Annotated in this window: 12 protein-coding genes and 1 pseudogene; 10 read left to right on the top strand and 3 right to left on the bottom strand. The window is 64.3% G+C overall.

The annotated features are described in order from the left end of the window. Positions 1-39: 39 nt before the first annotated feature. The 10 genes and pseudogenes from AB4Z43_RS04265 (at position 40) to AB4Z43_RS04220 (ending at position 11,436) form a co-directional block, all read left to right on the top strand. Positions 40-1,473 (top strand): DHA2 family efflux MFS transporter permease subunit, encoded by a 1,434-nt coding sequence (locus AB4Z43_RS04265; RefSeq protein WP_441936051.1) that lies wholly within the window; start codon positions 40-42, stop codon positions 1,471-1,473. A gap of 271 nt (positions 1,474-1,744) precedes the next feature. Then, positions 1,745-2,731, top strand: coding sequence for an ABC transporter permease (locus tag AB4Z43_RS04260; RefSeq protein ID WP_038647866.1), 987 nt, complete (start codon positions 1,745-1,747; stop codon positions 2,729-2,731). Between the two features lie 87 nt (positions 2,732-2,818). Continuing rightward, a pseudogene (locus AB4Z43_RS04255) lies at positions 2,819-3,866 on the top strand (hypothetical protein). After that, positions 3,866-5,362, top strand: a complete 1,497-nt coding sequence (locus AB4Z43_RS04250; protein ID WP_064983703.1) for a sugar ABC transporter ATP-binding protein — start codon at positions 3,866-3,868, stop codon at positions 5,360-5,362. Before AB4Z43_RS04255 ends, AB4Z43_RS04250 begins: the two are co-directional and overlap by 1 nt. Before the next feature lie 390 nt (positions 5,363-5,752). Next, the gene (locus tag AB4Z43_RS04245; RefSeq protein WP_441936048.1) at positions 5,753-6,160 is read left to right on the top strand and encodes a carboxymuconolactone decarboxylase family protein; all 408 of its coding nucleotides are present in this window, start codon (positions 5,753-5,755) and stop codon (positions 6,158-6,160) included. Between the two features lie 246 nt (positions 6,161-6,406). After that, on the top strand, positions 6,407-7,255 hold the full coding sequence (locus AB4Z43_RS04240; protein WP_441936047.1) for a metallophosphoesterase family protein: 849 nt from the start codon (positions 6,407-6,409) through the stop codon (positions 7,253-7,255). After that, on the top strand, positions 7,252-8,403 hold the full coding sequence (locus AB4Z43_RS04235) for an ABC transporter ATP-binding protein (protein ID WP_441936045.1): 1,152 nt from the start codon (positions 7,252-7,254) through the stop codon (positions 8,401-8,403). Before AB4Z43_RS04240 ends, AB4Z43_RS04235 begins: the two co-directional genes overlap by 4 nt. Further along, positions 8,396-9,319 (top strand): carbohydrate ABC transporter permease, encoded by a 924-nt coding sequence (locus AB4Z43_RS04230; protein ID WP_019859234.1) that lies wholly within the window; start codon positions 8,396-8,398, stop codon positions 9,317-9,319. Before AB4Z43_RS04235 ends, AB4Z43_RS04230 begins: the two co-directional genes overlap by 8 nt. After that, positions 9,316-10,146, top strand: coding sequence for a carbohydrate ABC transporter permease (locus tag AB4Z43_RS04225; RefSeq protein ID WP_441936043.1), 831 nt, complete (start codon positions 9,316-9,318; stop codon positions 10,144-10,146). The genes AB4Z43_RS04230 and AB4Z43_RS04225 overlap by 4 nt, the downstream gene beginning before the upstream one ends. 24 nt (positions 10,147-10,170) lie before the next feature. Next, positions 10,171-11,436, top strand: a complete 1,266-nt coding sequence (locus AB4Z43_RS04220) for an ABC transporter substrate-binding protein (protein WP_441936041.1) — start codon at positions 10,171-10,173, stop codon at positions 11,434-11,436. Positions 11,437-11,609: 173 nt separating this feature from the next. Here AB4Z43_RS04220 and AB4Z43_RS04215 read toward each other — a convergent pair whose 3' ends face one another. From AB4Z43_RS04215 to AB4Z43_RS04205, 3 genes are read right to left on the bottom strand one after another with little or no spacing between them, the layout of a single operon-like run. After that, entirely contained in the window at positions 11,610-12,497 is an 888-nt protein-coding gene (locus AB4Z43_RS04215; RefSeq protein WP_441936039.1) for an amidohydrolase family protein, read from the bottom strand. Next, positions 12,497-13,801: a vWA domain-containing protein gene (locus AB4Z43_RS04210; protein WP_027047044.1), complete on the bottom strand. Its 1,305-nt coding sequence runs from the start codon at positions 13,799-13,801 to the stop codon at positions 12,497-12,499. The genes AB4Z43_RS04215 and AB4Z43_RS04210 overlap by 1 nt, the downstream gene beginning before the upstream one ends. Further along, positions 13,798-14,679, bottom strand: a complete 882-nt coding sequence (locus AB4Z43_RS04205) for an AAA family ATPase (RefSeq protein WP_019859227.1) — start codon at positions 14,677-14,679, stop codon at positions 13,798-13,800. Before AB4Z43_RS04205 ends, AB4Z43_RS04210 begins: the two co-directional genes overlap by 4 nt.

Raw genomic sequence — 14,679 nt, 5'->3', positions numbered from 1 at the left:
TGGACGCTGCCGGCTAAATGCTGTTCAAACCGGATCGACATGACTGCCATTCCCGAGACTGAAGCCTTACCCGAAACGGCCACCAATGCGCGGCGCGTGGCGCTGATCGTCGCAATCGCTTTCTTCATGCAGCTGCTGGATTCGACGATCATCTCGACCTCGCTGCCGCAGATGGGGGAATCCTTCCGTGTGCCGGCCGTGGCAATGAGCATCGGCATCACGGTCTACATGCTGACCATGGCGGTGTTCGTGCCGCTGTCGGGCTGGCTCGCCGACCGTTTCGGTGCGCGCAACATCTTTCTCGTGGCGATCGCGCTGTTCACGCTGGCCTCACTTGCCTGTGGCTTTTCGGGAAATCTGACCCAATTTGTCGTCGCTCGCGCCGTGCAGGGGCTGGGCAGCGCGCTGATGACGCCGGTGGGCCGGATTCTCGTCCTGCGCAATGCGTCGAAATCCGAGTTGCTCAACGCCACCGCGCTGATCACCTGGCCGGCGCTGTTCGCGCCGGTGGTCGGTCCGGTGCTTGGCGGCTTCATCACCACCACTCTGTCCTGGCACTGGAATTTCTTCATCAACATCCCGCTTGGGCTGGTTGGGCTGGCACTGGTTGCCCGCTTCATCCCGAGCGATCGCGAGGCCGATCCCAAGCCGCTCGACTGGCTCGGGTTTTTCCTGACCTCGCTCGGGCTCGCCTGCCTGCTGTACGGCCTCGAGCGCATCGCGCACCCGGAAGATGGCATGCTGCCGACAGTGGCGCTGATCGCGGCGGGCATCGTCATCGGCTGGCTGGCGGTGCGGCATCTGCGGCGCGCTCCGCATCCGCTGCTCGACCTCTCCTCGTTCAAGGTGCTGACCTTCGCCATCTCGACGCTCGCCGCCGGCACCATATTCCGGGTGGCGATCAACGCCACGCCCTTCCTGCTGCCGCTTTTGTTCCAGCTCGGCTTCGGCCTCTCGCCCGTCGATGCCGGCTTGATGATCCTGGCCTATTTCCTTGGCAATCTCGGCATGAAGACGGTGACGACGCCAACGCTGCGGCGTTTCGGTTTCCGTTCTGTGATGGTGGTCAACGGCATCATCGCCTCGGCCTCGATCATGGCTTGCGGGGTGATCTCGCCGCAGACGCCGCAGGCACTGGTGGTGGCGCTGATGCTGATCGCCGGCCTGTCGCGCTCGATGCAGTTCACCGCGCTCAACACGCTGGCCTTCGCCGATATCGAAGCCGCGCAGCGCAGCTCGGCGGCGACGTTGTCCTCGATGCTGCAGCAGGTGGCGATGCTGTTCGGCGTCGCCGTGGCGGCGGCGATTCTCAATTTGTCGCAGATTGCCAGGGCGCAGCCGGCGCTCGACCTCGTCGATTTTCGAATAGCCTTTTTCGTGATCGGCGCCATCGGGCTGGTCGCGGCGCTGCGTTTTGTCGTCCTGCCGCCCGGCGCTGGCGCCGAGGTTTCCGGCCACGCGCCGAGGAATTGAGAATCGGATTTTCTCGCCTGAAGCGGAGATAAATTCCGCCTCATCCTTTCGCCTTGATGCCGCACTTTCGCGAATGGCTGCGATGGCGCAATCGATTGCCAAAAATGCAGGATTTTCCGGGCATTGCACCAGTTTTGGCAATCGATGCGTCCACTCGGCGAATATCGGCATATGGCCACGTTCTGAACTCGGATTCATTTGACGAACCGGCGCAGAGCCGATTAGCTTTTGCTTTCGGGATGGCAGCGCTGCCATCGGGGCAAATGCAGACATGAATGCGATCGGCTGGCTAAATCTCAGGAGCCTGAATCAGGAAGGCATTGTCTTTGCCATCGCGGTGGTGCTGTTCGTTGCCGCTGCCATCGGCCTGCCAGGCTTCATCGACCCCAACAACCTCGTCGCTATCGTCAGATCCGTGTCGGTGCTGGGCATTCTGGCGCTCGGTATGGCGGTCGTCATCATCGGCCGCGGCATCGACCTGTCGGCCGTGGCGATCATGGCGATGTCGGTCGCCTGGTATCTGCAACTGCTCAACACCGGCACCTCGGACGGGCTGGCCTTCGCCTATGTGGTGGCCGGCGTGCTCGCCATCGGCCTGCTCAACGGCGTTCTCGTCGCCTATGCCGACGTGCCGGCGATCTTCGTGACGCTGGCAACCGGCTCCTTCGTCTTCGGCTATGTGCGCTCGCAACTGATCACGCAGGACGCGGTTCCGGTGCCGCAGGGCCATTGGGTCGAACTGCTCGGCGGCCTGCGCTTTCTCGATATCCCGATCGAGGTGTTCGTCTTCGCCGGGCTGGCTTTCCTGTTCTTCCTGTTCCTGCGCTACACCAAATGGGGCCGCTACATCTATTTCGCCGGCGACAATCCGGTCGCCGCCCGCAACATCGGCATTCCGGTGCGGCCGATGCTGGTGCTGCGCTACGTGCTCTCCGCTTTCGTGGCGCTGATCGCCGGCCTGCTGACGGCGTCCAGCCTGCATTCGATCAACACGCGCGTCGTCAATTCGACGCTGCTCTACGACATCGTGCTGGTGGCGGTGATCGGCGGCATCGGCCTGTCCGGCGGGCGAGGCGGGGTGCGCAATGTGCTGGTGGGGGCGGCGCTGATTGGCATCCTGCTCAATGCCATGACCATCATCGACATTCCGCTGCTCTACCAGAACCTGATCAAGGCGGCGATCCTGCTCGGGGCCATCATCGTCGACGGCATCATCAATCCGCGCGACGAGCAGACCGCGCAACAGGGCGACATTTAGAGCAGATGGGCTAGCCCATCTTGCTCGGGGTACCCGGCGCGATCGCGACGATCGGCCGGCAATGAAAACCGAACCAGAGGATGTGACATGAGACTGATCAAGACATTTATGGCCGCAGCAACGGCGCTCGCCGTTACTGCCTTAGTGGCGCCGACCTTCGCCGCCGACGATCCGGGCCCGGCGGCCTACGCACAGGCGCTCAAGGGCAAGCGGGTCATGCTGGTGCCGCTGGCGATGGGCTTCGACCTGGCGCAAGGCTGGGCGCACTATCTGAAAAAGGAGGTCGAGGCCCTGGGGCGGCACCTTCGAGACGCGCGATCCGAACTGGGTGGTCGACGCCGGTGCGCAGGCGATCACCGATGCCATCTCGTCCGATATGATATCCGGCAAGGAGGTTTCGCTGCCGGCTGATCTCAGCTGCATCACCGCACTTGCCTATACCGAGGACGGCACGTTGTGGCTGGCCAATGGTTCGGCCGCGCATGCGCCGTCGCAATGGGCGGCCGATCTGATGAAGAAGGGTGCGTCCGGTTCGCTTTGGAAGCGGGACGCCACGGGCGGCGCGTTCCGCAAGGTGGCCGGCGATCTCGCTTTCCCCTATGGGCTCCATCCAATCGGCCGGGACGTGCTGGTCAGCGAAAGCTGGCGCCATCAGCTCATCCGCTTCGACGGCGCCACCGGCAGCCACTCGACGGTGCTGACGCATCTGCCTGGCTATCCCGCGCGGCTTGCGCCGGCCGGCGATGGCGGCGCCTGGCTGGCGCTGTTTGCGCCGCGCAACCGGCTGATCGAATTCGTGCTGCAGGAAACGCACTACCGGCAGGACATGATCGACCAGGTGCCGCCGGCCTACTGGATCGCGCCGGCGCTCGCCTCCAACCGCAGCTTCCTCGAGCCGCTGCAATGCGGCGGCATACGCACCATGGGCATCCACAAGCCGTGGTCGCCAAGCCGTTCCTACGGGCTGGTGGTCCGGCTCGACGCGAAGATGCAGCCGCAGTTCAGCCTGCACAGCCGCGCCAACGGCACACGCCATGGCATCTGCAGCGTGGCGGAAAAGGACGGACGGCTGTTCATCGCCTGCAAGGGCGGCGACTGCGTGCTGGCCGTCGACCTCGTTTCGGGAGGTTTTTGATGGAACCGATCGTCCGCCTGGAAAACGTCACCAAAAACTATCGCGGTGTGCCCGCGGTCAAGAATGTCAGCTTCGAGCTGCGCAAGGGCGAGATCCACGCGCTGCTTGGCGAGAACGGCGCCGGCAAGTCGACGCTGACCAAGATCATCGCCGGCGTGGTCGACGCCACGTCGGGCAAGATGTTTCACAAGGGCCGTGAGATCGCCTACGCCTCGCCGCATGCCGCCCTCGAGGCCGGTATCGCCATGGTGTTCCAGGAAACCAGCCTGGTGCCGTCGATGACGGTGGCGCAGAACCTCTATCTCGGCACTGAAAAATTCCTCAACCGGCTGCGCGGCACGTATATTTCAGCACAGCAATTCCTGCAGTCGCTGAATTTCCCCGTCGATCCGAACGCCATGGTGGCGACGCTGGGCGCCGCCAAGCGGCAGATGGTTGAGATCGCGCGCGCCGTGCACCACAATGCCGAGATCATCATCTTCGACGAGCCGACGGCGACGCTGACGCCGGAAGAAAAGCGCCACTTCTTCGCGCTGATCCGCCGGCTGAAGGCGAGCGGCGTCTCCATCGTCTTCATCAGCCACGCGCTGGAAGAGGCGCTTGCCATTGCCGATCGCATTACCATTTTGCGCGATGGCGAACTGGTCATCACCGACGACACGTCGGCCTTCGACCGCGACAAGATCGTCGCCGCCATGGTCGGGCGCACACTATCAGGCCAGATCTACCGCCAGCGCGACGAGGCCAAGCTGCGCAAGGCCGGAAAGAAAGTGCTGTCGGTGCAGGACATTTCGATGAGCAATGTCGTGCGCAACAATTCCTTCTCGATCTTCGAGGGCCAGATCACCGGCGTGTTCGGGCTGATCGGTTCCGGGCGAACTGAGACCTTCAAGATCGTCTCGGGCATCTACAAGCGCGATTTTCTGCGCGGCGGCGCGATCGAGCTCGACGACAGGCCCGTGCGCTATCTCGTGCCGAGCGAGGCTGTGGCCGACGGCATCGTCTACGTCACCGAGGACCGCAAGAGCGAAGGCATTTTCGAGACGATGGGCATTGCCGAAAACCTGTTCGGCGGGCTGCTCGCTGCGGGCCGCGAAAAGGCCTGGGTGATCAACCAGCAGGAGATGCGGCAGCTTTCCGCCGAATGGACGAAGACGCTCAACATCAAGGCGATCAACGACAATGCCCGCGTCGTCGAACTGTCCGGCGGCAACCAGCAGAAGGTGGTGATCGGCAAGGGGCTGGTGCAGCAGCCGCGCATCGTCATCTTCGACGAACCGACGCGCGGCGTCGACGTCGGCGCCATCGCCGAGATCCACCAGATCATCAACCGGCTGGCGGATGAGGGTCTGGCCGTCGTGGTGATCTCGTCCTATTTGCCGGAGATCATGAACCTGTCGGACCGGATACTGGTCTGCCGACAGGGCCGCATCGTCGAGGAGTTTTCGCCGGCGGAGGCGACGGAGGAGAAGATCATGTACGCGGCCGTGCATTGAGGTGGCGGCCGGTGCCTACGTCGACAGTCGGCCGAGTCGCCTCTCCCTTCGTCATCCACGGGCGGAGCAAGGAGCGTAGCGACGCGGCGCAGACCCCTGGAGCTGCTCCGCAGCCCAAGGGATCCATGCCGGGACTCAGGTGCGCCGTCACGGTGCAGCATACTGCTCCGCTGCACTCTACGGTTAACGTCCCGGCATGGATCCTAGGGTCTCCGCGACGGCGCTTCGCGCCTGCTCCGCCCTAGGATGACGAAGGTGAGGGGGTTCCGCAGCCGTCCACCGTTCTGCGCCAATCGGCATCGAAAACTGAATCAGAAGAGCCGATTAGCTACCTTTGCTCGAGACCTGATTCAACGACCTAGTCCATCGATTCAACGAAGGAAAAACACCATGGCCACGACAAGACTCCTCAGCGATGCCGAGGTCGAAAAAATCCCGGCGGTGAAGGCCGTGTTCGACGACATCAGGTCGACTCGCAAATCGGATTTCGTCAACAATTTCTGGCGCGGGCTGGCCAATGACCCGGCGTCGCTGAAGCGGGTGTGGGAGCAGTTGAAGGCGGTGATGGTGGCCGACAGCGCCATCGATCCGCTGACCAAGGAGATGATCTACATTGCCGTCTCGACCGCCAATGGCTGCTCCTACTGCGTCCATTCGCACACGGCCGCGGCGCGTGCCAAGGGTATGACCGATGCACAGCATGGCGAACTGATCTCGATCATCGGGCTGGCGGGCCAGACCAACCATCTGGTGACGGCGATGCAGATCCCGGTCGATCCGCAATTCGAGGTGAAGTGAGCATGATCTCCAGCCGCGCGTCACAAGATTGTGAGCGCGGCCAATGGGTCGCGTATCGACGGTAAGCGGCTGAAATCTTTTCGATTTCCGCGTTGTGGCGCATGCCTCTGGCGCACTTCGACGACCGTTTCCCGCAATTGCACGATTTATCCCAGCCGCTGTTAAGGAAGTGACATGGAACGGCACTAAGGAAGCCCCTATGCGATGCCGCTTGCCTGGGGGCGCGGCTCGCATGGTGGAGCCGGCATGAAAATCGTTCAGATCACAGACACACATTTCAGTCCGACCAAGCCGCACTTCAACGGCAATTGGGCGCCGCTCGCCGCCTGGATCGAGCAGAGCTGCGCCGATCTTGTCATCCACACCGGCGACCTCAGCGTCGACGGTGCCGACAAGGATGACGACATCGCCTTCTGCATGGATCTGATGCGGGAAGTCTCCGCGCCGATGCTACTGGTGCCCGGCAATCACGATGTCGGTCATCTGCCGGGCTCGCTGCAGCCGGTCAATGCCGGACGCCTCGAGCGCTGGCGCCGGCTGGTCGGCCTCGATTACTGGATGGAGGACGCCGGGAGCTGGCGTCTCATCGGGCTCGACAGCCTGCTGATGGGCTTTGACGATGCCGAGGACGAGGCGCAGTTCGAATGGCTGCGCAGCGCGCTGGAAAGCCGCGGCGGCCGGCGTGTTGCGCTGTTCGCCCACAAGCCGCTGTTCGTCGATGCGCCCGGCGAGGGCGATACCGGCTACTGGAGCGTCAGGCCGGCGGAGCGCCAGCGCCTGTACGATCTGATCGCCGCCCACGATGTCGCGCTGTTCGCTAGCGGCCACCTGCACCGGGCATGGCAAGGCAAATACGAAAACACATCGTTGGTCTGGGGGCCGTCGGCCGCCTTCGTCGTCGGCGACATGGAGCGCGACATGCCGGGCGAACGGCTGCTTGGCGCCGTCATCCATCAGTTCGGGCACCAATTCGGCGATACGGTCGCCAGCGAGATCGTCGCCATCCCCGGCATGAGCACCTACGTCCTCGATGATGTGGTGGCCGAGGTCTATCCGCACGAGGCGCACAAGGTTCGAAAGCGGGTCGCGTCATGAGCGCGCTGTCGCTTCGCGGCCTGAAAAAATCCTTCGGCGGGAATGCCATCTTGAATGGTGTGAGCCTTGATGTCGAAGCCGGCGAGTTCATCGCGCTCGTCGGCCCCTCGGGATGCGGCAAGAGCACCTTGCTGCGCATCCTGGCCGGGCTCGACCATGCCGACAGCGGCGAGATGTTCGTCAGCGGCAGGGACATGTCGCCGGTTGCCGCGGCCGACCGCAACATCGCCATGGTGTTCCAATCCTACGCGCTCTATCCGCATCTGACGGCGGGACAAAACATTGCCGTTCCGCTGGCCATGAAGCGGCTGAGCCGGTCGCAGCGCCTGCCGCTGGTCGGCTCCCTGCTGCCCGGCCAGAAGGAGATCCGCACCGGCATTGCGCACGATGTCCGCGAGATAGCGGGTCTGCTCAAGATCGACCATTTGCTCGACCGCAAGCCGGGGCAGATGTCGGGTGGCCAGCGGCAGCGCGTGGCGCTGGCGCGCGCTATGGTGCGCCATCCCAGCATCTTCCTGATGGACGAGCCGCTGTCCAACCTCGATGCCAATCTGCGCGTCCATGCCCGCGGCGAGATCGTCGAACTGCACCGCCGCGCTGGCGTGCCGACGCTCTATGTGACGCACGACCAGGCCGAGGCGCTTTCGATGGCCGACCGGGTGGCGGTGATGATCGGCGGCAATCTGCTGCAGCTCGCCGCGCCCGATGTGATCTACAACGATCCCGCCCATATCGAGGTCGCGCGCTTCGTCGGCCAGCCGAGGATCAACATTATCCCGGCGCTTGCCGAAAACGGTCGTGTCGGCTTCGAAGGCATCCGGCCGGCTTGGCTGGAGAAGGTGGCAAACGGCCCGGTCAGCCTCGGCATCCGGCCAGAATTCGTCAAACTGTCCCCAAGCGGGCGCAGCGGCCTTGCCGGGCGGATCGAGCGTCTCGAATTCCTCGGCTCGGAAGTCATTGCCCATTGCCGCCTCGATGCCTCGGGCGACAGCGTCGTCGCCAAGCTGGCGCCTCAGGAGGCGAGGGACTTGATCGCCGGAATGAAGGTGGGTGTCGTCCTGGCCCCTGAACAGGCGATGGTCTTCGGGCCGGAGGGAAAGCGGCTGCGCATCGCGGCGGGTGCGCGGCAGGAGCCGGCCTATGTCTAGCGTCGCGCTGGCGGGCAATGTCGCGAGCGCCGCGGCACTGCGCGCGCGCAGCGAGGACCGGACCGCCTGGCTGCTGGCGGCGCCGGCCATCGTGCTGTTGCTGCTGTTCGTGCTGTTGCCGGTGGCCGCCGTCATCTTCCTCGGTTTCACCGATTTCGAGCTCGGCTACGGCAAGTTTCGCTTCGTCGGCTTCGAGAATTATGCGCATCTCCTGAACGACCGCACCTTCCGCCGGTCGCTGTGGAACACCTCGGTCTATACGGCGATCGTCGCGCCGGTCTCGATCATGCTTGGCCTGGGGGTTGCGCTGCTGATCGAAGGCGAGGGACGGGCGCGCGGCTTTTTCCGCACCGTCTATTTTCTGCCCGTCGCCTCGCTGATCGTCGCCATGGCGACGGTCTGGCAATACATCTTCCACCCGACGATCGGGCCGCTCAACGCTTTGCTCTCGCTCGCCGGCATTCCCGGCCCGAACTGGCTCGGCGCGTCGAGCACCGTGCTCTACAGCCTGTCGATCATCGGCATCTGGCAGTCGGTCGGCTTCAACATGGTGCTGTTCCTGGCGGGGCTGACGGCGATCCCGCGCGAGCTCTATGCCGCCGCTCATGTCGACGGCGCGAAATCGGCGCTCGACCGATTTTTCCTCGTCACCTGGCCGATGCTCGGGCCGACGACGCTCTTCGTCGTCACCATCAGCATCACCAATGCGGTGAAGGTCTTCGAGACGGTGAAGATGCTGACCGACGGTGGGCCCAACAAGGCCTCCGAAGTGCTGCTTTTCACCATCTACCAGGAGGGCTTCGTCTATCTGCGTGTCGGCTACGCCTCGGCGATGACGGTCGTCTTCCTGGCGATCCTGGTCGTGCTGATGCTTCTGCAATACCGCGTGCTCGACCGGCGGGTGCATTACACATGAACAGCATCCCGGCCGGCCGCATCATCCGCTTCGCGCTGCTTTCGCTCGGTGCGCTGATGATCCTTGCGCCCTACATCTTCATGATCTCGACCGCGGGCAAGACGCAGAGCGACATCTTCACCTCGTCGCTGTCGCTGATCCCGCAGTGTTTCTACTTCGCCGAGAATTTCGCCAAGGCGTTTGCCAAGGTGCCGATGGCGACGCTGCTGTGGAACGGCGTCGTCGTGTGCGGCCTGATCTTCTTCTTCCAGGTCGTGGTGGCGATCCCTTGTGCCTACGCGATGGCCAAGCTGAAGTTCCGCGCCGCACAGCTGATGATGGTGCTGGTCATGCTCGGCCTGCTGGTGCCGATCCACGCGACGGCGCTGCCGCTCTACGTCGCCTTCGACCGGATGTCGCTCTTGAACAGCTACACCTCGCTGGTCGCGCCCTTTACCATATCAGTGTTCGCGATCTTCATGTTCCTGCAGTTCTTCCGCGCCATGCCCGACGACTTGCTGCACGCGGCACGGCTCGACGGCATGTCCGAACTCGGCATCGTCGCGCGCGTCATCGTGCCCAATGCCTGGCCGGCGGTGACCGCCTTCGCGATCTTTTCCGTCGTCGCGCACTGGAACGATCTCTACTGGCCGCTGATCGTCGTCAGCAAACAAGCCTACGCCACGCCACCGCTCGGCCTGATGTATTTCCGCGCCGCCGAGGCCGGCGACGACTACGGCGCGCTGATGGCCGCCACGCTGATCATCACCCTTCCTCTCGTCGCCGCCTTCCTGCTTGCGCAGAAGCGCTTCGTCGAGGGCATCACCATGACCGGTCTCAAAGGCTGACCGGGCCAACAAGGAGCACGAACGATGAAGCATATTTCCAGGATCTTCGCCGCCGCGGCGGTGTCGCTGGCGGCGGCCCTTCCGGCCTATGCCGAGACGACGCTGACGGTTCACTACCCGATGCCCGGCTTCTTCAAGAACGTGATGGACACGATCTCGAAGAAGTTCATGGAGGAAAATCCCGACATCAAGATCCAGTTCGCCAGCCCGTCGGCGACCTACGAAGAAGGCATCCAGACCATTCTTCGCCAGGCCGGCACCGACGAGATGCCCGACATCACCTTCATCGGCCTCAACCGCCTGCGCATGCTCAACGAGCGCGACGTTGCCGTCGATCTCGGCCCCTTGGTCAAGAAGGAAGGCAATATGGCGGAGCTCGGCTTTTCCGACACGATCCTGAAGCTGGCGCAGGTCAACGGCAAGCAGGTTGGCCTCGCCTTCGCCACCTCCAACCCGATCATGTATTACAATGCCGACCTGGTGAAGGCGGCCGGCGGCGATCCGGACAATCCGCCCAAGACCTGGGATGAAGTCATCGCGCTTGGCGGCAAGATCAAGGCGCTCGGCAATGGCGTCGACGGCATCGACTTCCGCTGGCAGGGTGACGACTGGATGTTCTCGGCGCTGCTGTTCGGCGCCGGCGGCAAGATGCTGAACGAGGACGAAAGCAAGGTCGCCTTCAACGGGCCGGAAGGCGAGAAGGCGGTGGAGATCCTCGAGCGGATGGTGAAGGAGGGCGGCATGCCGGTCTTCACCAAGCCGGCGGGCGAGCAGGCGTTCGCGGCCGGCAAGGTCGGGTTCGAATTCCAGACCACCGGTGCGCTGGTCAACACGATCAAGAATGTCGGCGACAAGTTCACGTTGCGCACCGCCAAGATCCCGCTGATCGATCCGGTCAACGGTCATCTGCCGACCGGCGGCAATGCCGTGGTCATCCTGACCAAGGACGCAGCCAAGCAGGAGGCGGCCTGGAAGTTCGCGAAATTCGCCGCCGGCCCCTATGGCGCCTCCGTCGTCGTGCCGGGCACCGGCTATGTCCCCAACAACGAGCTGGCTGCGAAGTCTCCCGAGTATCTCGGCGATTTCTACAAGAAGAACCCGCTGTTCCAGGCCGGGCTCAGCCAGATGCCGCGGATGGTTCCGTGGTATGCCTTCCCGGGCACCAATGGGGTCAAGGTGACGCAGACGATCGTCGACAACCTGTCGCGCATCGTCGACCAGTCGGCGACACCGAAGGAAGCGCTCGACGACGCGGCCGGTGACGTCGAAGGCATGCTGCCGACGCAGTAAGGTGTCTCACTGTCAGTCTTCCCTTCTCCCCTTGCGGGAGAAGGTGGCCTCGCGAAGCGAGGTCGGATGAGGGGTGTTCCAGGGAACGCCAACGCCTCACTCCGCTGGAACCATCCGTCTCGGCGCTGCGCGCCGATCCACCTTCCCGCACAAGGGGGAAGGAAGAAACTGTGCTATACCGGCCGATACACGCGCTCCGCCGTGTTCCAGAAGATATCGGCCTCGGCCGCCGCGCCGTGCCCCGCCACCGCATCGCGGTGCGCCTTGATCAGTTCGGCGTGGCTGGTCCAGAGCTTCTCGATCGGGAAGTTCGAGCCGAACATCAGATGATCCGCGCCCAGGATGTCGATGGCGTTGTCGACGATGTAGGTGATGACAGCCGGGTCGTTGCGGTGGACGAAGGTGCCGAGACCGGACAGCTTGGCATAGAGATTGGGTGCGGCCGACAGTGTGCGCAGGCCAGCCTTCCAGGCCTCGGTGGTTTCCTCACCCATGCCGGTCAGCATGCCGGCATGGGTGAGGATGAAGTTGGTCTCGGGGTTCTCGCCGACCAGCGTCAGCCCGTCCTTCATCTGGGCGGGGAAGAGCTGCAGGTCGAAGGACAGGCCGTAATCCTTCAGCCGCGCGACATTAGCCCGCACCTTGGGGTCGATGACCTGATCGGCCGAAGCGGCGAAGCGGAAGGCCGGCGTCTCGTGCCAGTGCAATTGCATGCGCACCCCGCGCAGCAGCCTGTATTTCATCAGCCGGTCAATCTGCGGCCGGACATCATCGACCGTCATGTCGGCATAGCCGACAATAGCGTGCGGCCAGCCGGTCTCGTCAGCGGTCTTCTGCAGGAAGGCGACTTCCTTCTCGAAATCCTGCTTCGCCCAGTTGGTCTGGACATAGACGGCTTTCTCGACGCCTGACCCCTCCTGGTCCTCGAGGAATTCGCCGATCGGATAGTCGCGGCGGATCGGCTCGTAGGGGCCGAAGATGCGCGGCACCATCGGCCCGACCAGCCAGGGCTGGTCCTTCTGGCGCCAGATGTGGAAATGCGCGTCGATGGCTTTCTGCATCACGATACCCTTTTCCAGATTGTCGATGCGGCAGGGGCAGGGCGGGCGAGCGACAGGATGAATTCGGCGAGGCTGGTCAGCGACGAGCCGTCCATGAGATCGTCGAGGTCAGGCAGGATGGCGCGCAGCGCCGCCGTTGCCGGGTGGAAGCGCGGGTCGCCGGCCAAAGGCGTGGCCAGCGACAGCCGGAAGGCGCGGGCGCTCAGCCTTCGCATCGCGGTCTCCAGCTCGGCATGATCGCCGCGCTCCAGCGCGTCGGACAGGATGAGCACCGCCGCACCGCGCGCGAAGGACGAGAAGCGCGGCACGGAGAGAAAGGCGAGCAGCGTCGGCCCCATGCGGGTGCCGCCGTCCCAGTCGTCGACCTGCGCCACCGCACGCGCCAGCGCCTGGTCGCGGTCGCGGATGCGCAGCGCCGAGGTGATGCGGGTCAGCCGCGTGCCGAAGGTGAAGATCTCGGCGCGGTCCGCACCTTGCACGGCGGCATGCGCCAGCTTGAGATAGTCCGCCGTGTGCAGCTTCATCGAGCCGGAGACGTCGATCAAGAGCAGCAGCTTGCGCGGCACGGTCTGGCGGCGGCGCAGCAGCGGCGAGGGCACGTCGCCGTCGGCGCTGACGATTTCCCTGAGCGAGCGGCGCAGATCAAGCTTGCCGCGCGAAGCGGTGCGAACGGTGCGGAAGGAGCGGCGGGCGGGCAAAGCGGAGGAGAGCTTGCGGCGGAAGGCGGTCAGGCTGTCGTCGTCGCGCTGGAAATCGCGCGTGCTCAACTGCTCGAGTGCCGAAGATAGCTCGCCGCCTTCCTGGCTGCGCTCGGCCTCGATCCGCTCGTTATCGGCGCCGCCATCATCCTTGATGCGGGTTTCCTCCTCCGCTTCGCCTTCGACCACGGCTGAAGTGTTCCCATAGAAATGGCTCTGGAAATGGGCTTCGAATTCGTCGCGGCGATCGGGTGGGGGTGCCAGCGTGGCGAGGGCCGCCTCGCGAATGTCGGCCATTGAGCGCGGGCCAAGTAATGTCACCGCTTGCATGAAGCCGGAGATTTGCTCCGGTGCGACGGCGAAGCCGTAGCGGCGCAACAGCCGGCCGAAGCTGAGGAAGGGTTGGGCGGCGGGAGGTAGGCTCTCCTCCCCCCGTTTACGGGGGTCCGCAGGACGGGTCGAGACAGGCGGCTCGACCCCCGATGCCGGCAGGCAGGTGAGGGGCAGCGCCATCTTCTGCCCATGATGGCGCTGCCCCTCATCCGCCCCTTCGGGGCACCTTCTCCCCGTAAACGGGGAGAAGGGATTGTTGAGGTCGCGGCTCACCCCAGTGCCTCCTCAACAATCCGGCCAAGCTCAGGCGCGATGTAGGAGAGGTCCTCCTCGTCCTTGATCAATACGCCGATGGCGCGGCGGAAGGCTTCCGGCCAGGGGCTGCCGCCTTTTTCGAGGATGGTCGCGGCATTGGCCCATTCCACGGCCTCGGCGATACCGGGCGGCTTGGCCAGCGGCCGGGCACGGATAGTCTGCACGGCTGCCGCCACGGCGCGCGCGGTTGCCTCGGCGACGTCGCCGGCGCGCAGCATGATAATGGCGGCCTCGCGCCCGGCATCGGGATAGCCGATCCAGTGGTAGACGCAGCGGCGGCGCAACGCCTCGGCGAGCTCGCGGGTGCGGTTCGAGGTCAGGATGACAATCGGCTGGGCTGCGGCGCGGACGGTGCCGCGCTCGGGAATGCTGATCTGGAAATCGGAGAGGAATTCCAGCAGCAGCGCCTCGAATTCATGGTCGGAACGGTCGATCTCGTCGACCAGCAGCACGCGCTGCTCCGGCGCCTTCAGCACCTGCAGCAGCGGGCGGGCGATCAAAAAACGGTCGTCATAGATGTCGATCTCATGCTCGCCGGCATGGCGGATGGCGAGCAGCTGGCGCTGGTAATTCCATTCGTAAAGCGCATGCGCGGCATCGATGCCTTCATAGCATTGCAACCGCACCAGATCGCGGCCGAGCAGCTCGGCGATCGCTTTGGCCGCTTCCGTCTTGCCGACGCCTGGCGCGCCTTCGAGCAGCAGCGGCTTGCCCAGGCGTATCGCCAGGAAGATGGCCGTGGCCAGGCTGTCGTCGGCCAGATAGCGCGAGGCGGCAAGGTGCTGCGTCACCGCCTCCGGCGAGGTCGCGACGGACTCGGCTTTCACCTTGGGCAT

The sequence above is a fragment of the Mesorhizobium sp. 2RAF45 genome, from assembly GCF_052115225.1.
Classification (GTDB): Bacteria; Pseudomonadota; Alphaproteobacteria; order Rhizobiales; family Rhizobiaceae; genus Mesorhizobium; species Mesorhizobium jarvisii.
The sequence above is the reverse complement of the archived record's forward strand: the minus strand, read 5'-3'. Positions and strand labels throughout refer to the sequence as shown.